This is a genomic window from Streptomyces sp. DSM 41931, from assembly GCF_050271085.1.
Lineage (GTDB): Bacteria > Actinomycetota > Actinomycetes > Streptomycetales > Streptomycetaceae > Streptomyces > Streptomyces albogriseolus.
This window is the reverse complement of sequence record NZ_CP189902.1, coordinates 5,569,364-5,594,685: the sequence shown is the minus strand read 5'-3', so window position 1 is coordinate 5,594,685 and position 25,322 is coordinate 5,569,364. Positions and strand designations below refer to the sequence as shown.

The following is a 25,322-nucleotide window of genomic DNA, read 5'->3' as shown; positions in this document are numbered from 1 at the left end:
GCCACTCCGACGCCACCACTGGGACCGCGTCCCCTACCCGCCCCAGGGCAAGACGGTCCGGGCGGTGCTCACAGGGCCGGCCTCCGCGGTCTCGCAACCCCGCTGACCGGCACAACAGGCGTGCCCCGAGGCCCGGTTGGGGCGTAGGGTCGTATTCCCTGAGGGAACGCGAAAGGGGAGACGCGTGGAACCCGTGGCGGCGGACCTTCTCATGGCTCTGGCGAGCGGGACCGCCGGCGCCGCGGGGCAGAACCTCTGGGAGCGGCTGCGTGCCCTCGTGCAGCGGTCCCCCGACCGGCAGCCCGATGCCGTGCAGGACGACGGCGAACCGGAGGTGGGCGCGTTGGTGGGGGCCCTGGACGACGACGCCTCCGACGAGCAGCGAGCCGCCCGGCTGGCGGAGGGTCTCGCCCTGCGTGCCCGCCAGGACCCCGCGTTCGCCGAGGCCCTCGCCCGGTGGCGACGGGAGGCGGAGCAGCTGTCCGGCGCGTCGGCCGGCGGCGGCACCCAGCACCAGGAGATCTCCGGAGGCACCCAGCACAACGTCGTCTTCACCCGCGACGTCCACGGTTCGATCAACCTGGGCTGACGGAGGAGGGGCGGGGGCGTGGCGAGCGGCGGCGACGGCCTGCACCAGGAGATCTCCGGGGGAACCCAGCGGAACGTCGTCTTCGCGCAGGTCGTCGAGAACGTCTCCCTGCACGGGGACGGCGACCTGTACGCGGGGCACGGCGTCGGCGCTCCCGGCGACCGCGGTCCCGGTGAGGCCGTCCTGCCGTACGCCGTCGGTCTGCTCGGGGTGGTCCTGCTTCTCGCCCGGCCCGAACTCCCGCTTCCCGCGCGGCTCGACCCGGGTCCGGTGGTCGGCGGCGGGCTGCTCCTCGTGGGCGCCCTCGGGCTGTCCCGGTGGTCCCGGCTGCGCAGGAAATGGGCCCGCCGGCGCCGGGCCGCCTGGCGCACGCGGCGCACCCTCGACCGCGTCGCCGAGGCGCTCGCGGAGAGCCTGGTCGTCCGCTACGACGAGGACGAACGTCTGCGGCGGCTCAACGATCCGTACCCGCTGGACGTGGCGTGGACGACCCTGACGCCGCAGGCTGAGGACGGCGCCGAGGAGGAACGCCCGTCGGCGCGCCCCGACCCGCCGGACATCGCCGACTACTACACCGCCCTCCCCACACGTCGCCTGGTCGTCCTCGGCGGCGCCGGCGCCGGCAAGTCCGTGCTCGTCCTGCGCCTGGCCCACGCCTTGCTGCACCGGCGGGCCCGCGGCTCCGGCGACCCGGTGCCGTTGATCGTGTCGCTGGCCTCCTGGGACCCGGACCAGGGGCTGTTGCTCTGGATGGCGGAACAGCTCGCCGACGCGCACCCGGAGGCGTGCACCCTGGTGCGCGACGTCCCCCCGGCGGAGGTCGCCTTCCATCTCCTCCTCACCGGCAGGGTCCTGCCGATGCTCGACGGTTTCGACGAACTCCCCGAGCACCGGCGGGCCGCCGCCCTCCGCCAGATCGGCGAGACCCTGCGCGGCAGCCGGCCCTTCGTGCTGGCCGGCCGCGAGCCCGAGTACCGCCGGCATGTCTCCGACCAGCTCGACTTCGAACGCACCGAAATCCGCCTGAGGCCGCTCGGCGACGCGACCGTACGGGCGTACCTCAGCCCCGGTCCGGCCCCCACCCGCTGGACACCGGTCCTGGATCGGATCGCCGGCCGCTCCGCCGCGCCGCCCGAGGTACGGCGGCTTCGACAGGTGCTGTCCGTCCCGCTGATGGTGGGACTGGCCCGGGTCGCGTACGCCCGCGCCGACGCCGATCCCTCGGAGCTGCTCGCGCCGGATGCGTTCAGATCCCGCGCCGACATCGAAAGCCATCTGTACGACGCCTTCCTGGACACCGTCTACAGCTCCTCGTACGACATCCAGGCCGCGCACGGCGGCTGGTCACCGCAGCAGGCGCGCGCCTGGATCGGTTTCCTCGCCGCGCAGATGAAGGCGGAGAACGAACAGGACTTCGCCTGGTGGCGACTGGACCGGGCCGTGCCCCGGCTCGTCTCCGGGCTCGTCATGGCGCCGGCACTTCTGGTCGGCTGGCTGTCGGTGGCGGGCCTCGCCTTCGGGCTGCCGTGGTGGCGGCAATGGCTGCCGCTGCCGTCCATGGCCGGGGCCTACGCGATGCTCTGCGGGCTGGCCTTCCTGGCGCAGGCAGCCGCGCCGGCCGCCGGGCGTCATGTGCCGCCGCGCAGGCTGCACAGGCCCCGGCGGGGGGACGTCCGGGGAGCGTTCGTCCCGTGGCGGGATCGAGGGCTGGCCGTTCTGGCCGCCCTCACGATCGGCGCCACGGTGACGGCCGTCGTCCGCTGGGACGGCCCGGTGTTTCTCTGCCTGTGGCTCTCCGGCGTAGTGGTGTGGTGGTACGGGCGCCGGGCCCTCAGGCATGTGTGGCGCGACGCCGATCCGGCCAGGGCGGACAGCCCGGCCGCCCTGCTGCGGACGGACCGGCGCAGCGTGCTCCGCGTGGGCTGGTTCGCCCCGGTGCGGCTGGGCGGCGACGCGACACCGCTGCGGCATGTGCTCCACCTGCCGCCCATGCTGCTGCTCGCCTGGCAGTCCAATGGAGGCGGCAGGGACGTCGTCACCGTTCGCGACTGGGTGCTGATGGCCGTCGCGACGCCGGTGTGCTGGCTGCTGTTCGCCTTCGGCTCCTCCGCGTGGGGCGGGTTCACGACGGCCCGCCTGTACTTCCGGGCCACGGGCCGGCTTCCCTGGCGGCTCCTGCCCTTCCTGGAGGACGCGCATGCCCGCGGGGTGCTGCGGCAGGCCGGCGGCGTCTACCGGTTCCGGCACATCGAGCTGCGGAACCGTCTTGCCCTCGGGGTGCCGGCCGAGGCGGGCGCGCGGTCCCGGACCGCGCCCGCGCGGGTTCGCCGAGCCCTGGCCGCGGCGCTCGCCGTCGCGGTCTCGGGCGGGCAACTGGTGGTGGGCTCCGGTGCCGTGGTCGGCGAGCGGGTGCCGGGGCCGGTCCGCTCGCTGCCCACCGCCTGCGCACTGCTCGACGCGGCGGACGTGGCCCGGCTGATGCGGGATCCGGTCCAGGTGGCCGCGGACGACGGTGCCTCGTGCTCGGCGGGAGAGCAGGCGCCGTTCAGCCGCAACGTGTCCCTCGGCGTCAGCTGGGACCTGCTCGCCGGCGACGGCATCGGCGTCAGCGGAACCGAGTGGGCCCATGCCCGCTACGGGCAGCTTCGCGCCGGCGCACCGAACTTCGAAGAAGATGTGCCGGCCTGGGGATTCCACCGGGATCTCAGCGGCCTCGGCCACGAGGCCTACCTGTCCGTCTGGCGCGGTTCGGGCGGCAGCTCCTACCGTGTCGAGGCGTCGAGGACGGCCAGGGTCGGCGTGCGGGTCGGCAATGCCGTGGTCCAGTTCGACTACAGCGAGGAATTCGCCTCCTCCGACCGCGTGGCCGACATCGCCCAGATCCTGGTCCGCACGGCGCTCCGCCGGGCCGGTCTCGCCGGGACACGTCCCCGCGAGGGGGATCCGAAGCCTCTGACCCGGGGCGCCACCGTGCCGGCCGTCGACCGGCCGCTCAGCTCCGTCACCCCGCCGCCGCCCGTGCCCGCCCAGGACAACCGCCTCGCGTACTACAACCGGCGGGCCACCGGTTCGGTGCGGGGCGCGACCTGGCGGGGCGACGAGCGTTCCTACGTCTGGGAGCTGTCCGGCGTCCATTTCGTCTTCCGCGCGCCCAAGCAGATGGACTGTGAGAGCGCCTCCGGCGGCCCTGGCTCGTACACGTGCACGGCGGTGCCCGACGCCGTCGAGGCCGGGCTGCTCCCCGACCTGCGCCTGGAGATCAGGAGCGAACTGTGCGGGGCCTACTGCAGCGACCAGGAGACGGCCGCCTTTCTGCGCACCGTCCCCGACAACGCCACGACCCCGTGGACGAAGCACAACGAGGCCACCTACCACACGGCCGGCGTGGTGGGTGACGGCCGCTACCGCATGGCCATGAAGCGGTACTGGGCCTGGCGGTACAAGGACAGCGGGGCCCAGCAGGCTCACCTGATGTGGGCACGCGTCGAGGTTCCGTCCGGGCACCGTGTCCTGGCTCAGAAGATCGTCAACGACATGTACGCGCAGACGGGCGCCGACGAGATCGTTCTTGTCGGCTGATCCCGCCGGGGTCGGACGGGTCGTCGTCCCTGCGTGACCCGCCTGACCAGCCCCTCGAACGGGCCCCTGCGGCCTCACGAGCAGCGTTGTCAGTGGCGGCTGCCACCATCGGCGCATGGACGACAACGGGTTCGACTGGGGGACGTTCCTGCGGCGTTGGCAGGACGAGTGGGTGCCGAGCGAGGACGAGGCGATGGAGCTGGAGGAGGGGGAGACGACCCTCGCCGATCTGGCGCTCGCGGCTCCGCCGGCGTCCGAGGGCGAGGTGGCCGACGCCGAGCGGCGCCTGGGGACCCGGCTGCCGCCGTCGTACCGGGGGTTCCTCCTGGCGAGCAACGGCTGGGCTCTGCGGGACGACTCGATATACCAGCTCGGCGCGGCGCACGAGATCGGCTGGTTCGGGGATCCGTTCTCCATGACGCCGATGTACCGGGAGAGCCTGGACGAGCGGGCGACCGAGCAGCAGGTACTGCTCGCCGGGATGTGGGAGCGCGCGCTGCAGCTGGAGACCGACTCCGACATGTCCTACGCGCTGCTGGACCCGGGCGACACCGACGAGGACGGCGAGTGGGCGCTGTACGTCTACAAAGGCTGGAGCGGTGAGTACCCGACCCGGTATCCGTCGTTCCGTGCCTATATGCAGCGCCGGTACGAGTCCTTCCACGCGGAACGGGCGCAGCTGCCGGAGTTCGTCAACGACACCACCCGCGCCCGGGACGCCGACGTCGCGCGGGCGCGGGAGGAGGCGCTGAGCGGGAGGTGGGAGGCCGCCCGGGAGCTGCTGGCCGTCGCACGGCGCTACGGGCGGCCGGGGGCCTGGGGGATGCTGGGGCAGCTCGACGTCCTGGCACAGGGCGTCGGGCACGGTGGCGCGACCTTCGGGGGGCTCGTCGCCGATCCGCGCTGCACGGACGAGCTGGTGCCCGTGCTGGCCCTGGCCCGGGCGCGGGACAGCCGCCCCCACCTCGGCGCCCACCGGTTCCCGCTGGGCGTCGAGACCGACGACGCCATCCAGGCGGCCGCCGACGCGATACTCGCCCGGGTGCGCGACGGTTCCTACCGCTACGCACCGGACGGTGACTTCGGGCGGGCCGTCGCCGAGGCGCGGGAGGCCGCGCGGTGGGGTGACACGGACGGCGCGTGGCGGGTGATCCGTGCCGCGCTGCCCTCCTGGTCGCCGCCCGCACCGGCCTTGCTGGCGCCGCTCGGCCTGCTGGCCGACCCGGTTCTCGGGCCGGTGGTCACGCGGGAGCGGGGGCGGGAGCTGCTGGCGACGCCCCGGGCCGGACGGACGGGCACGGCGCCCGAGCGGGTGCCGGACCTGGACCCGCCGGGGCTGAGCTGGCTGGCGGAGTCCCAGCGGTGGAACGCCCCGTTCGGCTCGTACCGGTGTCTGTGGGTGGAGGGCGTGGAGCCGGAGGCGCTGCCGGGTCTGGTCGGGCAGGACGAGGGTGCGGGCCTGACCGCCCCGCCCGTCCGTCCCGCCGGGTGGTTCCCCCACGACGTCAGGCAGCGGCGGGACGGCGAGGAGCCGTGGGAGGACCGGGCCGTGGTGGCGGTGGGCCGGACGGGCTCAGGGTGGGCGTTCGGCTTCGATCCGGCCGCGCGGACACGGGGGCCCGGGCGCCTCTTCGTCTCCCCCGCCGCCGATGCCTCCCGCGGCGGACGCGCCGTGGTGCTGTGGGTATGCCGCGGGCGCGACGACATGCCAAGGGTCTTCCACCTCTCGGTCGCCGAGCGGGGCGAGGAGCTGTACGCGTACACGCTGCGCGGCACGGACGTCGAGCGCTCGGGGGAGGTGCCCGCGGCCCTCGACCCGGAGCGGGTGCTGAGCGGGGTCGGCGACGCGGACCGCGAGCGGCGTCTGCTGGCCGCGGTGGAAGGCGAGTTCGGCCTCTCCCTGCCCCGGCACGCCCTGGCCGAGGGCATCCTGCCGGAGCTGACCACCCGGTCCTGGAACCGCGCGCCCCGGGAGGGCGAGGCCTTCGCCTACGCCACGGTCACCGTCAGCCCGCGATGACCCCGGCCCGGGACAGCCCCGGCCGGGGACGGCCCTGGCAGGGGGCGGTTCAGGCGGCCTCGTGGATCACCAGCTTGAACTCCGCCAGGACGATCTTGCGGGCCACGCTGTCGTCGTGGGTGGCGCGTACCGCGAGGGGGACGGACGGGTCGACGAAGATCCCCCAGCTCTTGGTCCAGCACTGCATGCCGGGGCTGGGCGGGCGGTGTTCCGTGGCCGTGGTGTCGTTGGGGTTGGGGGTGAGGCCGAGGGGGTCGCGGACGAACTGGTCGCGGAGTTCGTCGTAGCCGCCGGCCTCCCACTGGATCATCGCGTAGAGCGTGCCCCAGCCGGCCACGCTGGGCCATATCAGGCCGGAGCGGGGGTCGTTGTCCCAGTCGGTGATCACATAGCCGTCGGGCTGGTCGACCTGGTGCATGGTGAAACGGTCGCTGGACTCGGCGGATCCGAAGGGGAACCGGATGACCGTGTAGGGGGCGTTGGCCGGGATCGTCTGCGGGGTGTCCCGTTTGAGGGAGCAGACCTGGACTCCTGCGGCGGCCGTCGTGTGAGTGGACATGGTCCGGTTCTTCCCTGCCTGCGGGGCGGTGAGTCGGGCGGGGGCCGCTTCCGTGCGTGTTCTCCCGGTGAACTTGCTTTTGCCATACAACCGTTCGAGTTGTTCGGTCGTCTGACATGACGACCGGACCGGTCGCTTGACAAGGAGATCGTCATTTTTGCGTTGCGCAAGACCCTGACCACCACCGCCGTCGCCGGCATGGTCCTCGCCGGCACCGCCGCCTGCGGCACGGTGGAGAACCTGTCCGCCGGACAGAAGCTGGACAACGCCTTCGACAAGCTCGGTGAGGAGCGCTCGCTCGCCTTCGAGCTGGACCTCGACACCGACGCGGCCTCGCTGAAGGCGCTGGACGCCGAGCAGTCGGAGCCGGGCGAGGAGATGCCCGCCGAGATCGCCGAGCTGCTCAGCGAGGGGACGATCAGCGTCTCCATGCACTCGAAGAAGCCGATCAAGGACTCCGGGGAGAAGGACTTCACCGCGATGGCGATGAAGCTCAGCGGTCCGGACGGCGCCCTTCTCGAGTACCGGCTGGTCGGGGACTGGATCTACGCCCGTGTCGACGCCGCGACGCTCGGCGAGATGTCGGGCAGCCCGCTGCCGCCGGCCAGTGAACTGCCGCCCGAGGCAGGGGCGTTCAAGAAGCTCCTCGAAGGCGGGTGGATCAAGCTCTCCAAGAAGGAGATGGAGAAGACCGGCAAGAACATGTCCGGGGCGGAGGGCCTCGGTGGCGAGGAGCCGTCCGCGGAGCCCAGCCTCGACGCCAAGACGCAGAAGAAGCTGACGGACGCGCTGAAGAAAGCCGTCGCCGAGAACGTCGACCTCACCACCTCCGGCGGTTCGGACGGCACCGAGCACATCAAGGCGACCGCGCCGTTCCGCACGCTGCTGACCGAGCTGTTCGACGCGCTGAAGCCGCTGCAGAACGACCTGCCGATCGGGGACGAGCTGCCCACCGCCAAGGACTTCGCGGACGCCCCGAACAAGAAGGTCAGCGCCGACTTCACGCTGAAGAACGGCGAGCTGACCGAGGTGTCCGTCGATCTCGCCAAGCTGGCGGAGACGGCGAAGGTCAAGAAGTTCGCGCTGGTGCTGCGCGTGAGCGAGGGCGAGAAGCCCGAGGCGCCCGCCGGGGCGACCGAGCTGAACATCGAGGAACTGATGACCAGCATGCTCTCCGGCGCCTTCGGCTCGCCCGCCGCCGACGAGATGTCCGGGGACGCCTCGTTCGAGGAGGGGGACCTCGCGGGCGACGTCCAGATGTGGTGACCGGTTCTCCGGGAGGCGGGGCCGGGCCGCCCGGGCCTCAGCCCGCGGCCACCGCCTCCCAGGGGACCGTACGGTCGCACCAGCGGTTCAGCAGGACGCGGTCGTGGCCGACCGACAGCAGGCCCGCGCCCGTCGACGCGCGGTAGTCCTCCACGGCCCGCACCAGCGCGGCCGTGGTCGACGCGTCGAGCATCGCCGTCATCTCGTCGCACACCAGCCAGCGGGGCTTCAGGGCCAACGCCCTTGCCAGACAGGCGCGTTGCAGCTGGCCGTCGCTCACCTCGTGAGGGCGGCGGCCGAGCAGGTCCGGGGTGAGGCCCACGGTGTCGGCCAGCTCCGCCACGCGGTCGGCGGCCGAGGCGCGCCGGCCCGTCGCCCGCAGGGGTTCCGCGATCAGGTCGGCGAGGCGCAGCCGGGGGTCGGCGGCGAGGCGCGGCTGCTGGAAGACCACGCCGATCGCGGTGCGCTGCTCGCGGGGGGCGCGATGCCGGAAGCCGCGGACGGGCGTGCCGTCGAGGACGACCTCACCGGCGTCCGGGCGGTGCAGCAGGGCGGCGACCCGGGCGAGGGTCGACTTGCCGCAGCCGCTCGGGCCGAGCAGGCCCACCGCCTCGCCCGGGGTGACCGTGAGGTGCGCGTCGCGGACGACGGGGGCGCGGCGGTCGTAGCCGGCGGTGACGGCGCGCAGCTCAAGCACGGGTGTCCTCCGGGGTCCGGGTCGCGTGGGACGTGCCGGCCGGGGCCGGTACCGGGTGGTGGCAGGCGACGGTGTTCTCCAGGTACGGGAGCGCGCGGCAGATGTCCGTCGCGCGGTCGCAGCGGGGGGCGAAGGCGCAGCCCTCGGGGAGGCTGCCCAGTTCGGGCGGCAGGCCGGGGACGGGGGTGAAGGACCGCTCGGGGAGGGCCTCCAGCAGGCCGCGGCTGTAGGGGTGGCGGGGGCCCGGGGAGCCGAAGAAGGGTGCCGCGTCGCTGAGTTCGACGATGCGGCCCGCGTACATGACGGCGACGCGGTCGGCGATGCGCTCGGCGGCGGCCAGGTCGTGCGTGATCATCAGCAGGGCGTGACCGTCGTCCACGTGCCGGCGCAGTTCGTCGACCGTGCGGTCCACCAGGTCGCGGTCCAGGCCGGTGGTGGGTTCGTCCGCGAGCAGCAGCGGAGCGTCGCCGATCAGCGCGAGGGCGGTCGCGGCGCGCTGGGCCAACCCGCCGGACAGTTCGTGCGGGTGACGGTCGAGGTGGTCGAGGGGGAACTCGGCGCGCGACGACGCCTGTTCGGCCGCCTTCCGGCGGGCGGTGCGGCCGCGGACGCCGGTGAGGCGGGCGACCGTCTCCTCGATGTGCGAGCGGATCGTCCGCACCGGGGTCAGATGCGCTGCCGGGGACTGCGGGACCAGGCCGATACGGCGGCCGCGTACGGTGCGGGCGAGGGTGCGTTCGCCGGCCGTCAGCAGGTCGAGATCGCCCAGGTGGGCGTGGCCGGCGGTGCGGGCGTTGGCCGGGAGCAGCCCGAGCAGGGCGGACGCCAGCACGGACTTGCCGCAGCCGCTCTCCCCGATGAGGGCGAGGCACTCCCCCGGCGCGACGTCGAACGACGCGTCCGACACGGCGGCGACGCGGCGCCCTCCGGGGAGCAGGAAGCGGACGGACAGGTCGCGTACCGAGAGCAGGGGCGCGGGCGTCACAGCATCAGCTCCGATCGGCGGCGGGGATTGATCCGTTCGCGCCAGGCGCCCGCCAGGCCGGCGACCGCGAGGGTGGGGAGGATCAGGAACAGGCCGGGGAAGAGGGTGGGCCACCACTGGCCGGCGAGGAGGGAGCCGCGGGCGCCCTGGATGAGCGTGCCGAGGCTCGCGGTGTGGGTGGGCAGGCCCAGGCCCAGGAAGGACAGGGCCGACTCGTGCCACATGGCGTGCGGGACCATCAGGACGGCGGCGAGACCCGCCTGGGGCAGCACGCCCGGCAGCAGGTGGCGTACCGTCACCCGCCACCGGCTCGCCCCGCCGGAGACGGCCGCGTCGACGAACGGCCGGGACCGCAGCGACAGCACCTCCGCGCGGACGATGCGCGCGGTGGACAGCCAGTGCGTGAGGGCGACGGAGATCACCACCGGCCAGACGCCCGGCCGGAACATGGCCACGATGAAGATGCCGAGCAGCAGGTGCGGGACGGACGACAGGGTGTCGACCAGACGCATGACCAGACGGTCGGCCCAGCCGCCGAGGGCGCCGGCGGCGGCTCCCACGGCGGTGCCGATCACCGTGGCGGTGAGCGCGGCCACCACGCCCACGAGCAGGGACACCCGCAGTCCGTAGACGCAGCGCAGCAGCAGGTCGCGGCCCACGTCGTCGGTGCCGAACGGGTGCGCCCAGCTGGGCGGTTCGAGTTTGGCGGCCAGGTCGACGGCCTGCTGGTCGAGCTGGACCAGCGGCGGGACGAGCAGCACGGCCAGCACGGTCACGGCGACCAGGGCGGCGGAGACGCGCAGCCGCAGGACGTGCGTGGAGCGGCGGGCGGCGTCGTGCGCTCGCCACTCGGGAGCCGCCGGGCCGGCGGCGGTATCGGCCTCGGTCGTCACATCTCCTCCAGCTTCACCCTCGGGTCGATCAGCCCGTAGAGCAGGTCGGCGAGCAGGTTGCCGGCGAGGACGGCGGCGGTGGCGAGGGTGGTCAGCGCGGCCAGCAGCGGGAAGTCGACCGCCGTGGCCGCCTCCACCGTGGCCGAGGCGATGCCGGGCCAGCTGAAGACGGTCTCCACCAGCAGCGCCCCGGTGATGAGTTCCGGCACCCGGGAGCCGATGAGCGTGAGCACCGGCAGCAGTCCGGAGCGCAGGGCATGGCCGAGCAGCACGGTGCGTTCGCTCAGGCCGCGCGCCCTCGCCCCGCGCACGGGGTCCTCCGCGAGGGCGTCGCCGACGCCCTGACGGACGTACAGCGTGAACCAGGGCAGTTGGGAGACGGCGAGGACGCCGGCGGGGAGCACCAGGTGCTGGACCAGGCCGCCGAAGGTCACCCGGTCGCTGCCGGTGTCGGTGAGGCCGCCCGCCGGGAGGACGTCCAGCTGGAGGGCGAACAGCCAGACGGCGAGCAGGGCGATCCAGAAGACCGGGGCGGCCTCCAGGACGTACGCGGCGGAGGTGACCGCACGGTCCACGAGGGAGCCGGGGCGGCGGGCGGCGAGCACGCCGAGCACCGTGCCGAGCAGCACGGCCGCGGCGAACGCGACGGCGCACAACAGCGTGGACCACACCAGGCGTTCGCCGATGACCTCGGCCACCGGCTGGCGCATCACCGCCGAGAGGCCGAGGTCGCCGCCGAGGGCGGAGGTCAGCCAGTCCCACCAGCGGGCGGTGAACGGCCGGTCCACGCCGAGGTTGTCCCGCAGCCGGTCCAGGGTCTCCTGGTCGGCGCCGAGCGCGGCGGTGCCCGCGTACGCCTTCACCGGGTCGAAGGGGGACGCGGCGGCCACGGCGAAGACGCCGAAGGTGACGACGAGGAGCACCGGCACGGCGTACAGCGCGCGGCGCGCCGTGAGCCGTGCCATGGCGCGCCAGGGGGCGTGGGTCATGGCGTGGGCTGCCAGTCCTCGACGTTCCACCAGGGTCCGGCGGCGAAGCCGTGCTCGTGCGGCTCGGTCTGGGTGGTGAGGCCCTTCCAGCGGTCGGCGAGCACGTACAGGTGGTCGATGTGGGTGAGGAAGGTGTAGCCGGGGTTCTTGACGAGGGCGCGCTGGAGGGCGGCGTAGGCGGCCTTGCGGGCCTCGGGGTCCTGGGTGCGGCGGCCGGTCTCCAGGGCGCGGTCGACGGCCGGGTTGTCGTAGTGGGCCATGTTGTTGAAGCCGTCGCCGGCGAGGGAGGAGTGCAGCATCGTGTAGAGCCCGAAGTCGGGGTCGCCGGTGCTGCCGAAGCCCGCGAGGACGGCGTCCCGGTGCATGCGGGGCTCGATGACCTCCCAGGTGGCGCTCTCCACCCGGACGTCGATGCCGGCCTTCTTGGCGTCGGAGGCGTAGGCGAGGGCGTGGTCCTGGCGGACCTTGTCGCCGGAGGGGTAGTACAGCGTGAAGCGGGCGGGGCGGCCGTCCTTGGCGCGGACGCCGTCCTCGCCCTTCGTCCAGCCGGCGGCGTCGAGGACGCGGCCGGCCTCGGCGAGGTCGCGCGGGCGCTCGACGTCCTCGGCGAACCAGGGGTCGTCGACGGGCAGCGGGCCGTAGGCGGGGCGGCCGGCGCCGTCGAGGATCTTGTCGACCATGGCCTGCCGGTCGACGGCGAGGTCGAGGGCGCGGCGGATCGCGGTGTCGCCGGTGACGGGGTTGCCGCTGGGGAGGGTGACGACGCGGACGTCGTAGGAGGTGGCCCGGTACGTCTTCTTGTCGTCGTCGCCCTTGAAGGTGGCGGCGAGGTTGGGCGGGAGGACCGCGCCGTCGAGGTCGCCGGAGCGGAGCCGGGTGGCGCGGACGTCGTCGTCGGGGACGATCGCCATGGTGAGTTTCTTCACCTTCGGGGCGCCGCCCCAGTAGTGCGGGTTGGCCTTGAAGGTGAGCTTCTCGCCCTTGCGCCAGTCGGCGAGGACGTACGGTCCGGTGCCGACCGGCTTGGTGTTGAAGGGGCCGGTGTTGGGGTCCTGCCCGCCGGCGACGTGCTCGGGGACGATCGGCAGCACCGTGCGGGCGGCGAACGGCGCGTAGGGGTGGTGGAGGGTGAAGACGACCGTGTCGTCGCCCACCGCCCGGACGTCCTTGACGGCCGCGAGTTCGCTCTTGGCGGTGTTGTTGGTGTCGTCGTCGAGCACCGTGCGGTACGTGAAGACGACGTCCCGCGCGGTCAGCGGCTTGCCGTCGCTGAACCTGACGCCCTTGCGCAGGGTGTAGGTGTAGGTGCGTCCGCCGTCCGTGATCCGCGGAAGTGCCGTGGCCAGGGCGGGTTCGAGGGTCATGTCGGCGGTGCGGGCGAGGAGGCCGTCGAAGAGCTTGGAGTTGCCGTCCTTGCCGTAGCCGAGGAGCGGGCTGAGGGTGTCGGGCTCGGTGGAGACGCCGATCACCACGGACTCGCCGGCCGCCGCGCCGTCCGCGCCGCCGGAGCCCGGTGCCGAGCAGGCGGCGACCGCCGCGGCCGTCGCCAGCACGGCGGCGGCGCCCCGTATGCGTCGTCGGGTCGTCATCGAACCTCACATCCCTGTTGCTGGAAAATCGCTCTTGCATATTAGTTGCAGGAAGACCTTGCCCAGGACGGCGGCCCCCCAGTCACCCCGGTCGCCGGGCTGCCCGAACGCGCAGGTGTGCGCCGGGTCCCGAGCCGCCGGGCGCCCTCCGCGCGCCCCCGTCGCCGCTTGTCACCGGACCGCGACGGGGACTACTGTCACCACGCCTTGGTGACGGGAAATCGGTGCGATACCGGTGCGGCCCTCGCCACTGTGATCGGGAAGTCCGGCTCCGGCCCTCACGGGCAGCCACTGGGTTCTTCGGGACCCGGGAAGGCGGAGCACGGGCGGTGGTACCCGTCAGCCAGGAGACCGGCCAAGGCGCGTCAACCATCCACGAGGTGCTGGAGAGGGTGTGCTGAGCCATGCACATTGCCGAGGGTTTCCTGCCTCCGGCGCACGCGGTCGCCTGGGGCGTCGTATCCGCGCCCTTCGTCGTCCACGGAGCCCGGTCGCTCGTCCGTGACGTCAGAGAACATCCCGAGAGCACGCTGCTGCTGGGCGCGTCGGGAGCGTTCACCTTCGTCCTGTCCGCGCTGAAACTGCCCTCGGTGACCGGGAGTTGCTCCCACCCCACCGGCACCGGGCTGGGCGCGATCCTGTTCCGGCCGCCGGTCATGGCGGTGCTCGGGACCATCACCCTGCTGTTCCAGGCGCTGCTGCTCGCCCACGGCGGGCTCACCACGCTCGGCGCCAACGTCTTCTCCCTGGCGGTCGTCGGCCCCTGGGCGGGGTACGGCGTCTACCGGCTGCTGCGCCGGTACGGCGTGCCGCTGATGGGCGCGGTGTTCTGCGGCGCGTTCGTCGCCGACCTGTCGACGTACTGCGTGACCAGCGTCCAGCTGGCGCTGGCGTTCCCCGACCCGGGCAGCGGATTCCTGGGCGCGCTGGGGAAGTTCGGCTCCATCTTCGCCGTCACGCAGATTCCGCTCGCGGTCAGCGAGGGGCTGCTGACCGTGCTGGTGATGCGTCTGCTGGTGCAGTCCAGCAAGGGCGAGCTGACCCGGCTCGGGGTGCTGGTCACCTCGGCGGCCGGCGGCAAGCGGGCCGAGTCGGCCGGGGCGGTGGCCCGGTGAGGCGCAACGCGAGGATCAACACCCTGCTCCTGCTGCTCGTCGCGGCCCTCGCCGTGATCCCGCTGGCGCTCGGGCTCGGCGACCACAAGGAGGAGCCGTTCACCGGGGCGGACGGCGAGGCGGAGACCGCGATCACCGAGATCGACCCGGACTACGAGCCGTGGTTCTCGCCGCTGTACGAACCGCCGTCCGGGGAGGTCGAGTCGGCGCTGTTCGCCCTCCAGGCCGCGATCGGCGCGGGCGTCCTGGCGTACTACTTCGGGCTGCGGCGCGGGCGCCGGCAGGGCGAGGCGCGGGCCCGTGAGCGGTCCGTCGCGGGGGACACGGACGCGGGGGCACGCACCGGCGCCGACGGCGGACGGGACTGACGGATCCGTGCTGCCGATCGACGCGGCGGCGCACAGCAGCCGCTGGCGCCGCCGACATCCCGTGGACAAGGCCGTCCTCGGCCTCGGCCTCACCGTCCTCGCGGTCTCGCTGCCCCCGTGGCCGGGCGCCGCGCTGGTGCTGGTCACCGCGCTGGTGCTGCTGCTCGGCCCGGCGGGGGTGCCGGCCGGGCGGCTGTGGCGGGCGTACCGGGTGCCGCTGGGGTTCTGCGTCACCGGGGCGCTGACCCTGCTGGTGCGGGTGGGCGGACCCGGCGGTTTCGTGTCGCCGGCCGAGGACGGACCGCTGCGTGCCGGGGAGTTGCTGCTGCGCACCTCGGCGGCCTCGCTGGGCGTGCTGCTGTTCGCGTTCACCACACCGATGTCGGACCTGCTGCCGCGGCTGGTGCGCGCCGGGGTGCCCGCGCCGCTCGTGGACGTGGCGCTGGTGACGTACCGGATGAGCTTTCTGCTGCTGGACTCGGTGCGCCGGGTGCACCGGGCGCAGGCGGCGCGGCTCGGGCACACCACCCGTGCGGCGGCCTGGCGTTCGCTCGGCGGGCTCGGCGCGACCGCGTTCGTCCGGTCCTTCGACCGGGCGGCGCGGCTGCAGACCGGGCTCGCGGGCCGCGGCTACGACGGCGCCCTGCGCGTGCTGGTGCCCGAGGCCCGGGTGTCCGCCCGGTTCACGGCCGCGAGCGGCGCGCTCCTGGCGGCGCTGGCCGCCCTCACCTTCGTACTGGAAAGGCCCCTGTCGTGAGCGGATCCGTGCTGGTGGCACTGCGGGACGTGTCGTTCGCGTACGAGGACGGGCCGCCGGTGTTCACCGGGCTCGACTTCGAGGTGCGCGAGGGACGGGCGCTGGCGCTGCTGGGCCGCAACGGCAGCGGCAAGACCACGCTGATGCGGCTGCTGAGCGGCGGACTGCGGCCCCACGGCGGGGAGTTGCTGCTGTCGGGCCGTGCGGTGCGGCACGACCGGAAGGGTCTGACGGTGCTGCGCACCACCGTGCAGCTGGTGGTGCAGGACCCGGACGACCAGTTGTTCGCCGCGTCCGTGGGGCAGGACGTGTCGTTCGGGCCGCTGAACCTCGGGCTGCCCGACGCGGAAGTGCGCGCGCGGGTCGCGGAGGCGCTGGAGGCGCTGGACATCGCCGCGCTCGCCGACCGGCCCACCCATCTGCTGTCGTACGGGCAGCGCAAGCGGACGGCGATCGCGGGCGCGGTCGCGATGCGGCCGCGGGTGCTGATCCTGGACGAGCCGACGGCGGGTCTCGATCCCGACGGCCAGGAACGGCTGCTGGCCACCCTCGACGGTCTGCGGGCGAGCGGCACGACGGTGGTGATGGCCACGCACGACGTGGATCTCGCCCTGCGCTGGGCCGACGACGCGGCGCTGCTCACCCCGGCGGGCGCCCACACCGGCCCGGCCCCGCAGATGCTGTCCCGCCGGGACCTTCTCACGGCGGCGGGGCTCAGGCTGCCGTGGGGCGTGGCGGCCGGGCTGTTCCTGCGGGCGCGGGGGCCGGCCGGCGGCACGGACGCCGGTCCCCGCACCCCGGAGGAGCTGGCGGCGCTGGCCGCCCTGCCGGAGTACGGGGACCGGAGGTCCGGCTGAGACCTCCGACGCGAGGTCAGCAGCCGCCGCAGTTGTAGTACGTGACGTCCCAGTGGTTGCCCTCGTCGGCGTAGACGTTGCCGGAGCCGGACCGCCACTGCGGGGCTCCGTCGCCGCGCACGCCGATGTAGGTGAAGGTGTTCTTGATGTAGTTCCCGACGCAGGTGGTCTTGGAGAAGTCGAGCTTGTAGCCGTTCCAGTGCGAGTACGTGCCGGAGGCGTGCCCGGTCTCGGTGCCGCCCGTGATGTTCAGGGCGCAGCCGGTGGCCCGCTTCAGGGTCTGGGCGCCCTGGGCCGTGGCCAGGTTGAGCTGGTCGAAGGACGTGCAGGTGGAGACATAGCGGTCGGAGCAGCCTCCGGACGACGACCAGGTGATGCCGACCTCGCGGAACATGGACGTCGCGGTGGCATGGCTGATCTTGGTGACGGCGAACGCCTCGCCGGCGGTGCCCACCACGGCGGCGCCCGGGGCGACGACGAGGGCGAGGGCGGTCAGGACGGAGCGGAGCTTCGGCGCCTTGAGGGTCTTCATGTGGGGGCCTTCCTGCTGTCGGGGCCAGGGTGCGTGGGGGACGGCTGTGCAGGCGGAGCAGACCGATGATGCCCGTGGTCTACGCGCGTCCGCCAGAGGACAAAGCGGAATGCTGCCGCCTGCGTGCGCCGGTGACGTCCCGTCAGACCGCCGAGCGGAAGGCGGGCAGGTAGCCGCCCGACTGGCCGACGGCCTTCGGGTGGTAGGAGTTGCCGATCGGGAAGGTGACGCTGTGCAGCCAGGCGTCGCCCGAGCAGAGTTCGTGTCCGGTGAACTCGTCCACCACGCTGGAGTAGGCGAAGCCGGCGTTGGCGGCCCGCTTGGCGATCACCCCGTTCAGCACGTCACCGGCGTTGTTGATCGCGGAGCGCTCGGTCTCGCTCAGGCCCGCGATGCAGCTGCCCGACAGCTTGTAGAAACGCGGGTAGCCGAGGACGACCACGCGTGCCTGCGGGGAGCGGGACCGGATGCCGGAGTACAGCGAGTCGAGCTTGCCCGGGAGGGTGTTCTGCATCTGCGAGACGGCGGTGTCGACCCGGGAGACGCAGGTGGCCTCGCTCTGCAGCACGCAGGTCTGCATGACGTCCGCGAAGCCGACGTCGTTGCCGCCCGCGGTGACGCTCACGAGGGTCGTGGAGGAGGACAGTGCGCCCAGCTGGGTGGAGGACACACTCGTCGTCGTCGCGCCCGAGCAGGCGACGAACCTGAACGACGCGGGGGCGTTGGCGTTCTTCCAGAGCTGGGGGTAGGCGGCGGTGCTGCGCTTGCAGTCACCGCTCTCGGAGGTGTAGCTGCCGGCGCCCACGCCGGAGGAGTAGGAGTCGCCGAGCGCCACGTAGTTGTGGCCGGCGGCGGTGGCGGGCTGGGCGAGGCCGAGTACGGTCGCCACACCCAGGACGAGGGTGGCGAGAGTTGTTCCCAGGGAGCGCGTTGACACGTGTATCCGCCCTTCACGACGAAACTCGCGACGGTAGTTGAGGGAGCAACATGGGTTGTAGCAGGGCCGAATACCGCTCGGTAACTACCGGTCGGAAAGTCTTCCGTAATGACCCGAATACTGATTTCGCCGAACCAGCTCCGCGCGTAGATAAACTCCAGATAGGCCATGTTCACGTCAAGTTGATGGCGTGAAACCGATGCCGGGTCACGCCTCGCGTGATCCGGCTCGGTGTCCTCGGCCTGCCCCGTTCAGCCGTCGTCCCCCTGCCGGGGCGGGGGCGTGAGAAGGCGCCGGGAGCCGGCCGCGCGGGTGATCGCCGACTCGACCGCCGCGATGCGGTCGCCGAGCAGGGCGAGGGCGGACACCGCGCGGGCGAGGGCGTCGTCGTCGGGACCGCCCAGGGTGAGCGTGCGGACGTGAGCCGCCTTCACCTCCGCCCAGCGGGACGCCTGTTCCAATGTGAGCGTGCCCCGCAGCTCGGCGAGCTTCAGCAGGTTCGCCTCGGCGCCGGTGGTGAGGGTCTGGGCCTCGGCCGTGTAGTGGTCCTCGACGACGGCGGACAGCTCCGCGTCGTTCATCACGGGCTGGATCCGCTGCGCGATCTTGTTCATGTTGCGGTACGAGCCCTGGAGCAGGAACGGCGGCTCGGTGCGGGCGTGGTCGGAGCGGGCCGCGGACGCGATGTAGGCCGCGTTGACCGCGAGGACCGTACGACGGGCGGTGAGCAGATGCCGCAACACCGCCAGCACGCGGTCGAGTTCGGTCGGCGCGTACGGGTGGAGCAGGCGGTCCGGGCGGGCCGTCGGGTCGTCCGAGGCGAGCCGGATCAGCAGGTCCAGGTCGGCGCGGTCGCGTCCGGCGAGCGGCGCCAGCACCGGGTTCGCGGTGAGCGCGTTCTCGACGAAGCTGAGCGCGAAGACCTCCTCCTTGCCGGTGAGGACGTCCCCGAGGTTCCACACGTCGGCCCGGTTGGCGAGCATGTCGGGGATGCGGAAGACCTCGCCGGACTCGGTGTAGGGGTTGCCGGCCATGCACACCGCGAACCGCTTGCCGCGCAGGTCGTAGGTGCGCGGTTCGCCCTGCCACACGCCCTCCACCCGGCGGGTGGCGTCGCACAGCGGAATGAACTTCTGGAGCAGTCCGGGCGAGGTGTGCTGGATGTCGTCCAGGTACAGCAGGGTGTTGCTGCCCGCCGCCAGCGCGAAGTTGATCTTCTCGATCTCCTGGCGGGCGGTGGCGTCCGGGGCCTCGGCCGGGTCGAGCGAGGTGACGCCGTGGCCGAGCGCGGGGCCGCTGATCCGCACCAGCACCAGGCCGAGGCGGTGGGCGACGTACTCCACCAGGGTCGTCTTGCCGTAGCCGGGCGGGGACAGGAGCAGCAGCAGACCGCCGGCGCCGGTGCGGGCGGACTCGCCCGTGGTGCCGAGCTGCTTGGCGAGGCTGTCGCCGATCAGCGGCAGGTACACCTCGTCGACCAGCCGGTTGCGGACGAACGACGCCGGCACCCGCGGCCGGTGGTCGTCCAGGCGCAGCCGGGTCCGCTCGACGGTGACAAGGGCCGCGCGGCGCCGCTGGAAGGCGCGGAAGGCGGGCGCCTCGCGCGCCCGGAACTCCCCGGTGCGGGCGAGGAACTCGTCCAGGCGGAGGGTGAGCCGGCGGTCGGTGACGCGCGGGTGCGTGGAGACCAGGCCCTCGACGGTGACGCTGAGGGGCGCGTCCGACGCGTGGCGGGGCACGTCCGGGCACAGCTCGGCGGCCGCGGCCTCCGCGAGGTCCCCGGGGTCCGCCTCCTCCCCGGACGCCCGCGTGTACGCGGTGAGCCACGCCTCGACGAGCTGCCTGCGCGCGCCCAGGTCGCCGAGGGCCGTGAGGTCCTCGTCGTACCCCTCACCGGCGACCGTGCGGCGGAAGGTGTCGAGCAGGGAGCGCGCACGGGCGCTGATCACGAACCCCTCGGGGCCGGTGGTGAGTTCGTCGAAGAGGTACGCGGCGCACGCCTCCGGGCGGACCGGCGCGTCCGGGTCCCACTCCCCCACCGCGCGGGCGAGTTCGTCCCGCAGCGCGTCCAGCGCGGGCGGCGCCCCGAAGGCGTCCCGGACCCGGGCCAGCGAACGGGAGCGGGTCGTCCACTCGGCGCGCTCCTGCTCCGTCGTGCCGTGCGCCCAGAACAGCAGGGCGTGGGCGCGGGCCGCGGAGGCGTGGCGCAGGGTGCCGGCGCCGTCGGACAGCGGGAGCAGGGCGGTGAGGATCGCGGTGGCGTCGTGGTCGTGCACACCCCGCTCGTAGCCCTCGTCGTACGCCTCCTCGGCGGCCGTGCGGACCAGGGCGGGGAGGTCGTCGGCCCCGGCGAGCGCGTCCGGGCCGTGCTCGTGCAGCAGCCGAGCGGCGAGGTGTTCGGCACGGGCGACCCGCGGCGACTCGGACGGCAGGCGCCGGTCCCACAGCGGGCGGTCGGCGAGCAGGGCGGGGTCGGTGACGGGGGCGCGGTAGTCGGTGCCGGTGAGGGCGAGGGCGAGGCCGTCGTCGTGCGGGACGACGGTGAGGTCGAAGGGCTGGGTGGAGACGGCGAAGCGGTGGGCGCCCAGACGGATGGCGCGGCCGCCGTCGGCGTAGAGGTCGGTGCGGTCGCGCAGGGCGCGGGCGGCCTCCTCGCGGGCGGAGCGCAGCTTGCCGTCGAGCTCCTCGGCGCGCACCCGGTCGCCGAGGGAGCGCAGCTCGTCGGCGCTGCGGCGGACCTTGGCGACCAGCGGGTCGGAGGCGAAGTAGGTGCTCACCGCGTCGGCGTCGGCGAGCCCGACGCTGCGGCGGGCGACCGTCTCCAGCACCCGCTCGGCGGCGGACGCGAGCTGTCCGGCGCGCCGGGCGCGGGCGTCGGTGAGGCTCTGCTTGCGGGCGGAGAACGCGTCGTAGATGTCGGTGCGCCGGTCGGCGAGTTCGCCGAGGACGTCGTCGAACTCCGCGTACCTGGACTCCAGTTCCTCGAGCTGGGCGAGGACGCGGGCGAGCTGGTCGTCGCAGGCGTCCGGGTCGCCGGCCGCGGCGAGGGCGCCGGTGACGGTCTGGCCGAGCAGGGTCAGCTCGGCGGCGAGCCCGGCGCGCGCCTCCCGGTCGCGCAGGGCCCGGCACCGGGCGTCGAGGGTGGCGCGGGCGCGGTTGACGCCGCCGAGGGCGTCGGCGACGCGCTCCAGGACGCCGGTGCGGACGGTGGCGTCGGCGATGTCGAGCCCGGCGACCACCTCGGTCACCGTGCGCAGCCCGTCGGCGAGTTCGTCGAGCCGGGCGGTGAGCGGGGCGGCCTGGGCGGTGGTGGTGACCGCCTCGATGGCGGCGTGCAGCCTCTCCAGGCCGGTGTGGTGGGCGGCGAAGGCGTCCTCGCGGCTCAGGAACGCTACGGCGCGCTGCCCGAAGGACGCGAGGTCGCTCTCGGCCTCGGCGGCGAGCGCGTCGATGCGCGCGTGGTCCGCGTACCGCATCTCCTTCAGGGTCAGCAGGTGGCCCTGGGCCTGGCGGAGTTCGGTGAGGCCGCGCACCCAGGCGGCGGCCTCGCGGGGCTGTTCGCCTCGCAGCCGGCGCACCACGGCGGCGATCCGTTCGGCGGCCTCGTCGAGCGCCCCGGCCGCCCGGCGGGTGAGGTCGGTGACCGTCTCGAACTCGGCGAGCACCTGCGCGGCGGTGGCGCGCACCTCCTCCAGCGGGGTGCGCAGGTCGCCGACCTCGGGGTCGCCCAGCCAGTGGTGGGTGTCCAGGGCGCGCACGCAGGCGGCGGCGAGGGTCGCGTAGATCTCGGCGGTGGGGGCGGTCTCGGCGGCGGCGCGGGCCAGCGACAGGCAGTCGGAGACGCCGCGCACCAGGTCGGCGTTGCCCACCCGGGCCAGCGGCCCCTCCCCCACGGGCCGCGCGGCGGCGCGGGCGTCGGACAGGTACGGCGTGTCCCACTGCCGCACGGGGTGCACGCGGGCGGGTTCGTCGCCCTCGGGGCGCAGCAGGGTGAGGCGCCCGTCGTCGAAGAGGGCCCAGCCGTGGCAGGCCATCGGGGTGGCTACGGCCTCGCGGATCTGGTTGTAGGAGAGCAGCAGGGCGCGTCCGCGCGCGGGCGCGTGGAAGGCGTAGAGCACGTCCTCGCCGTACGGGGAGCGCACCTCCCGCTCGAACTCCATGCCCTCGGTGTCGAGGTCGTAGGTCTTGTGGCTGCCTGCGGCGAGGCAGTAGCCGCCGGGGAAGACGATGCCCTGGTCCTCGGGCAGCCGGCGGCAGCCCTGGCCGATGCCGTCGAGGCGGACGACGGTGCGGGTGAGGGTGTTGATGACCAGATGGCGGTGTGCGGTCTCCTTGTAGGGGAGGATCCGCAGCAGGATCAGCGGGCCGACGCGGGCATGGGCGATGTCGGCGTCGGCGAGGGACTGCAGAGGCTCGTCGACGGGTTCGCTGTGGATGCCGTCGGGCGTGCCGGTGTCGTTCTCCGCCTTGACGGTGAGGGTGCCGCCGAGGGTGTCGACGAACACCTCGCCCCCCACGGAGACGTGCGGGTGGCGGCCGAGGACGTGGTCCTCGCGGGTGGCGGGCGTCCACGTGAGGCCGGCGGGCGGGACGCGCGCGTGGTCGCGTTCGCCGCGGGCGTCGAGGAAGGCGGCCTGGCCGTCCTCGGAGACCGTCCAGCGCAGGACGCGGATGTCGCCGGGCTTCTCGCCGGTCTGGAAGACGGCGAGCAGCGTGCCCTCGACGCGGCGCAGCCGCAGCAGGCGGGCCTGCCGGTAGTAGCGGTGCAGGGCGGCGAACTCCCGCTGGAACGCGGGGTCGTCGAGCAGGCCGGGCACGGCGTCCTCGGGCAGCCGGTTCAGGTCGCGGTCGTGTGCGGCGAGGACGTCGCCCACGGTGGTGTCCCGCTCCGGGCGGGGGCGGGTCTCGTAGCCGAAGAGCAGCACGTCGCCGACGGCGACGACGTCGCGGGGCACGGCGGTGCGCCCGGTGCGCAGCCGCTCGGTGCCGGTGAGGCGCAGCTCGGGCGCGCCGAACTCCTCGGCCCGGCGCCGGTTCAGCGCCTCGGCGCGGCGGGCGAGTTCACGGGCGCGGTCGGTGAGGCGGTCGCGCAGCACCTGGTAGGCGCCGCCGTCGACCGCCGCGCCGGGCCGCCGCGGAGCCGTGTCCGCGGCGGACGCGTCCGGGGCGGCGCCGGGGCGGGCGCCGTCGTGGATGGGCTCGTGGGTGCCGGTGGTCATGGCTGCCTCTCGGAAGGGAGCCGGCCGGGAGCCGCCGTCCCCTGTGCGGCGGCTCCCGGCCGGGTGGTGGTCAGGCCCTGGTGCGGCCGTTCAGCACGGCCAGCGGAGTGTCCGCCAGACCCAACTCACCCGCCTTGTCGAGCAGTTGCTTGACCTGCCCGGTGTTCTCGCCGCCCTGCCTCATCAGCTTCGTCAGCAGCGCGGACACCGTGAGGTTCCGCACGTCGGAGGTGGAGACGGAGCCGAGCATCCGGCTCAGGTCGTCGGTGAAGCTCGCGGATCCGTCCAGCCAGGGCCCGGCGAGGGCCTGCGCGGTCTCGGAGTGCTTCATGAAGCCGTCCACGCCCTTGCCGAGCGAGATGGACGACACCAGGCGGTCGAAGAACACCGAGTCCCCGCCGACGATGTGGATGTCCGCGTTCTCCAGGCCCGTGGCGAGCACGGTGGCCTGCGCCTCCGCGACCTGCCGCTGCACGTCCAGTCCGGCCAGCCGGACGTCCTTCTCGGCCTCAAGGCGCAGGCGGTACTCCTCGTGACCGCGGGACGCCTCGTCGAGCGCGGCCATCGCCGCGGCCTTCTCGGTGAGGCCGGCCGCCTCGGCGCGCAGCCTGCCGGAGATGGCCTCCGCCTCGGCGACCGCCTTGGCGCGGGCGCCCTCGGCCTCCGCGCGCAGCCGGGCCTCGGTGGCCCCGGCCTCGGCGCGGCCGGCCTTCTCGATGACCTCGGCCTCCTTGTCGCGCACCTGGACGGCGGCGAGACCCTCGGCCGCGGACTCCGCCTGGACGCCCTCCGCGAGGCGCAGCTTGGCCTTGGCGTCCAGGTCGGCCGTCTTCAACCGGGCCTCGGCGAGGGTGAGTTCCTCGGCGGCGCGGTGCGCGGCGGCCTGTTCGGCGGCCTCGGCGGCCTTGATGTCCTTGACCAGCTTCTCCTGCGCCTCGGCCTCCGCCGCGATGATCACGGCCTGACGCCGGCGCTCCGCCTCCTCGACGGCCCGCAGCTTCTTGATGGACTCCTCCTGCTCGGCGACCGTACGGTCCACCGCGACGCGCTCGCGGACGACCTCGGCGATCTCCCGCTTCTCCGCCTCGACCTCCTTGTCGGCGGCGATGCGGGTCAACGAGGTCTCCCGCTCCCGGGCGATGACCTCCAGCAGGCGGTCCTTCTCGATGCGCTCGCTCTCCACCGCGATGACCCGCTCGCGGTTCTTGGCGGCGACGGCGACCTCGCGGGCCTGGTTCTCCCGCTGCACCCCGAGCTGTTCCTCGGTGCGCAGGAAGGCGCTCTGCGCCCGCAGCCGCTCCTCCTCGACCACCCGCGCGGTCTCCGCCTCCTCGCGGGCCCGCACGGTCTCGATCTCCCGCCTCTGCTTGATCTCCGCGTCGGCCTGCCGGCGCTGGAGCTCCAGGATCGCCTCGCGTGCGTCGACGTCCTGTCGGGTGATCTCCTTCTCCTCGTTGCGCTGCGCCTCGTTGGTGCGGACGTGCTCCACCGCGGTCAGCTCGGTGATCTTGCGGATGCCCTGGGCGTCGAGGACGTTGCCGGGGTCGAGCTGGGTGAGCGGCGTCTGCTCCAGGTAGTCGATCGCGGCGTCCTCGAGGTGGTAGCCGTTCAGGTCGACGCCGATGACCTCGATGATGCGGTACCGCAGTTCCTCGCGCTTGGTGTAGAGGTCGGTGAAGTCCAGCTGCTTGCCGACGGTCTTCAGCGCCTCGGAGAACTTGGCGTGGAACAGCTCCTGGAGCGTGTCGCGGTCGCTGGCGCGGGCGGTGCCGACGGCCTGGGCGACCTTGATGACGTCCTCGACGGTCTTGCTGACCTTGACGAAGAACGTGATGCGGATGTCCGCGCGGATGTTGTCCCGGCAGATCAGTCCTTCCTTGCCGGCGCGGGTGATCTCGATGGTCTTCACCGAGATGTCCATCACCTCGGCCTTGTGCAGCACGGGCAGCACGACCGAGCCGGTGAAGGTCACGTCGACCTTGCGGAGCTTGGAGACGATCAGCGCCTTGCCCTGTTCCACCTTGCGGAACAGTTTGGTGACGAGCAGCAGACCGATGAGCACGAGCAACAGGGCGGCGCCGACGAGTACGGCGATGCCCACGGTGGCGGCATCCATGGGACACGTCCTTCTGGGCTGGCTTACGGGCAGAAGTCGGATGTGTGCGGCGTCTCGCGGGCGAGGGCCTCAAAGCGGTGGGGGCCTCGCGCCGGGCGAGGCGGTGACGTCGGATCCCGTCGTCGCGTGCGACGGCCGATGCCGTCGGGCGGCACTGCTCCCCTCCGGTTCCGGTGCCGGACGCCTGCCGGTGTCCGGCACCGGAACCTCCGCAGTGCTCCCCGCGAGCCATGCTGCACGGCCCGCCCCGCACCG

18 protein-coding genes and 1 riboswitch are annotated in these 25,322 nt (G+C 73.6%); of the genes, 8 read left to right on the top strand and 10 right to left on the bottom strand.

Features of this window, described 5'->3' with window-relative positions; all coding sequences use genetic code 11:
• Positions 1-184: 184 nt before the first annotated feature.
• The 3 genes from ACP7TJ_RS25740 (at position 185) to ACP7TJ_RS25730 (ending at position 6,188) form a co-directional block, all read left to right on the top strand.
• Positions 185-589, top strand: coding sequence for a hypothetical protein (locus tag ACP7TJ_RS25740; protein WP_228918443.1), 405 nt, complete (start codon positions 185-187; stop codon positions 587-589).
• 18 nt (positions 590-607) lie between these two features.
• Complete coding sequence (locus ACP7TJ_RS25735) at positions 608-4,168, top strand: NACHT domain-containing protein (RefSeq protein WP_427765678.1); 3,561 nt, start codon at positions 608-610, stop codon at positions 4,166-4,168.
• 115 nt (positions 4,169-4,283) lie between these two features.
• Complete coding sequence (locus ACP7TJ_RS25730; RefSeq protein WP_427765675.1) at positions 4,284-6,188, top strand: SMI1/KNR4 family protein; 1,905 nt, start codon at positions 4,284-4,286, stop codon at positions 6,186-6,188.
• A 49-nt stretch (positions 6,189-6,237) separates the two neighbouring features.
• Here ACP7TJ_RS25730 and ACP7TJ_RS25725 read toward each other — a convergent pair whose 3' ends face one another.
• Positions 6,238-6,747, bottom strand: coding sequence for a hypothetical protein (locus ACP7TJ_RS25725; protein WP_193458108.1), 510 nt, complete (start codon positions 6,745-6,747; stop codon positions 6,238-6,240).
• Positions 6,748-6,945: 198 nt separating this feature from the next.
• Between ACP7TJ_RS25725 and ACP7TJ_RS25720 the strand changes: the two genes are divergently transcribed.
• The gene (locus tag ACP7TJ_RS25720; protein WP_427767466.1) at positions 6,946-8,013 is read left to right on the top strand and encodes a hypothetical protein; all 1,068 of its coding nucleotides are present in this window, start codon (positions 6,946-6,948) and stop codon (positions 8,011-8,013) included.
• 37 nt (positions 8,014-8,050) lie between these two features.
• Here ACP7TJ_RS25720 and ACP7TJ_RS25715 read toward each other — a convergent pair whose 3' ends face one another.
• The 5 genes from ACP7TJ_RS25715 to ACP7TJ_RS25695 are packed head-to-tail and all read right to left on the bottom strand — an operon-like array spanning position 8,051 to position 13,166.
• A complete protein-coding gene (locus ACP7TJ_RS25715; protein WP_193458109.1) occupies positions 8,051-8,710 on the bottom strand; it encodes an ABC transporter ATP-binding protein in 660 nt (219 codons plus the stop codon).
• Positions 8,703-9,695 carry an ABC transporter ATP-binding protein gene (locus ACP7TJ_RS25710; protein WP_394854375.1) on the bottom strand — a complete coding sequence of 331 codons (993 nt, stop codon included), beginning with the start codon at positions 9,693-9,695 and terminating at the stop codon, positions 8,703-8,705. Before ACP7TJ_RS25710 ends, ACP7TJ_RS25715 begins: the two co-directional genes overlap by 8 nt.
• Positions 9,692-10,588 carry an ABC transporter permease gene (locus ACP7TJ_RS25705; RefSeq protein ID WP_093766327.1) on the bottom strand — a complete coding sequence of 299 codons (897 nt, stop codon included), beginning with the start codon at positions 10,586-10,588 and terminating at the stop codon, positions 9,692-9,694. Before ACP7TJ_RS25705 ends, ACP7TJ_RS25710 begins: the two co-directional genes overlap by 4 nt.
• Complete coding sequence (locus ACP7TJ_RS25700) at positions 10,585-11,553, bottom strand: ABC transporter permease (RefSeq protein ID WP_093766538.1); 969 nt, start codon at positions 11,551-11,553, stop codon at positions 10,585-10,587. The genes ACP7TJ_RS25705 and ACP7TJ_RS25700 overlap by 4 nt, the downstream gene beginning before the upstream one ends.
• 20 nt (positions 11,554-11,573) lie before the next feature.
• The gene (locus ACP7TJ_RS25695) at positions 11,574-13,166 is read right to left on the bottom strand and encodes an ABC transporter substrate-binding protein (RefSeq protein WP_427765669.1); all 1,593 of its coding nucleotides are present in this window, start codon (positions 13,164-13,166) and stop codon (positions 11,574-11,576) included.
• Positions 13,167-13,357: 191 nt separating this feature from the next.
• Positions 13,358-13,540: riboswitch (cobalamin riboswitch) on the top strand.
• Between the two features lie 30 nt (positions 13,541-13,570).
• Here ACP7TJ_RS25695 and ACP7TJ_RS25690 point away from each other — a divergent pair.
• From ACP7TJ_RS25690 to ACP7TJ_RS25675, 4 genes are read left to right on the top strand one after another with little or no spacing between them, the layout of a single operon-like run.
• Positions 13,571-14,281 (top strand): energy-coupling factor ABC transporter permease, encoded by a 711-nt coding sequence (locus ACP7TJ_RS25690; RefSeq protein ID WP_427765666.1) that lies wholly within the window; start codon positions 13,571-13,573, stop codon positions 14,279-14,281.
• Positions 14,278-14,649, top strand: coding sequence for an energy-coupling factor ABC transporter substrate-binding protein (locus tag ACP7TJ_RS25685; protein ID WP_427765664.1), 372 nt, complete (start codon positions 14,278-14,280; stop codon positions 14,647-14,649). The genes ACP7TJ_RS25690 and ACP7TJ_RS25685 overlap by 4 nt, the downstream gene beginning before the upstream one ends.
• 7 nt (positions 14,650-14,656) lie before the next feature.
• Positions 14,657-15,406: a cobalt ECF transporter T component CbiQ gene (cbiQ, locus tag ACP7TJ_RS25680; RefSeq protein ID WP_167743761.1), complete on the top strand. Its 750-nt coding sequence runs from the start codon at positions 14,657-14,659 to the stop codon at positions 15,404-15,406.
• Complete coding sequence (locus ACP7TJ_RS25675) at positions 15,403-16,263, top strand: energy-coupling factor ABC transporter ATP-binding protein (protein WP_427765660.1); 861 nt, start codon at positions 15,403-15,405, stop codon at positions 16,261-16,263. Before cbiQ ends, ACP7TJ_RS25675 begins: the two co-directional genes overlap by 4 nt.
• A 16-nt stretch (positions 16,264-16,279) precedes the next feature.
• Here the strand turns inward: ACP7TJ_RS25675 and ACP7TJ_RS25670 are convergent, their stop codons facing one another.
• From ACP7TJ_RS25670 to ACP7TJ_RS25655, 4 genes are all read right to left on the bottom strand, one after another.
• A complete protein-coding gene (locus ACP7TJ_RS25670) occupies positions 16,280-16,795 on the bottom strand; it encodes a hypothetical protein (protein ID WP_193458114.1) in 516 nt (171 codons plus the stop codon).
• Positions 16,796-16,937: 142 nt separating this feature from the next.
• Entirely contained in the window at positions 16,938-17,732 is a 795-nt protein-coding gene (locus tag ACP7TJ_RS25665) for an SGNH/GDSL hydrolase family protein (RefSeq protein ID WP_427765658.1), read from the bottom strand.
• A 251-nt stretch (positions 17,733-17,983) separates the two neighbouring features.
• Positions 17,984-22,951, bottom strand: coding sequence for a DNA repair ATPase (locus ACP7TJ_RS25660; protein ID WP_427765655.1), 4,968 nt, complete (start codon positions 22,949-22,951; stop codon positions 17,984-17,986).
• Positions 22,952-23,021: 70 nt separating this feature from the next.
• Positions 23,022-25,067: a flotillin family protein gene (locus tag ACP7TJ_RS25655; protein ID WP_427765652.1), complete on the bottom strand. Its 2,046-nt coding sequence runs from the start codon at positions 25,065-25,067 to the stop codon at positions 23,022-23,024.
• Between the last annotated feature and the right edge of the window lie 255 nt (positions 25,068-25,322).

Bases quoted from the DNA above. Each gene is read 5' to 3' on its own strand.
- ACP7TJ_RS25730 (WP_427765675.1), top strand. From the start codon at position 4,284: ATGGACGACAACGGGTTCGACTGGGGGACGTTCCTGCGGCGTTGGCAG.
- ACP7TJ_RS25725 (WP_193458108.1), bottom strand. From the start codon at position 6,747: ATGTCCACTCACACGACGGCCGCCGCAGGAGTCCAGGTCTGCTCCCTC.
- ACP7TJ_RS25720 (WP_427767466.1), top strand. From the start codon at position 6,946: ATGGTCCTCGCCGGCACCGCCGCCTGCGGCACGGTGGAGAACCTGTCC.
- ACP7TJ_RS25700 (WP_093766538.1), bottom strand. From the start codon at position 11,553: ATGGCACGGCTCACGGCGCGCCGCGCGCTGTACGCCGTGCCGGTGCTC.
- ACP7TJ_RS25695 (WP_427765669.1), bottom strand. From the start codon at position 13,166: ATGACGACCCGACGACGCATACGGGGCGCCGCCGCCGTGCTGGCGACG.
- ACP7TJ_RS25690 (WP_427765666.1), top strand. From the start codon at position 13,571: ATGCACATTGCCGAGGGTTTCCTGCCTCCGGCGCACGCGGTCGCCTGG.
- ACP7TJ_RS25670 (WP_193458114.1), bottom strand. From the start codon at position 16,795: ATGAAGACCCTCAAGGCGCCGAAGCTCCGCTCCGTCCTGACCGCCCTC.
- ACP7TJ_RS25660 (WP_427765655.1), bottom strand. From the start codon at position 22,951: ATGACCACCGGCACCCACGAGCCCATCCACGACGGCGCCCGCCCCGGC.
- ACP7TJ_RS25655 (WP_427765652.1), bottom strand. From the start codon at position 25,067: ATGGATGCCGCCACCGTGGGCATCGCCGTACTCGTCGGCGCCGCCCTG.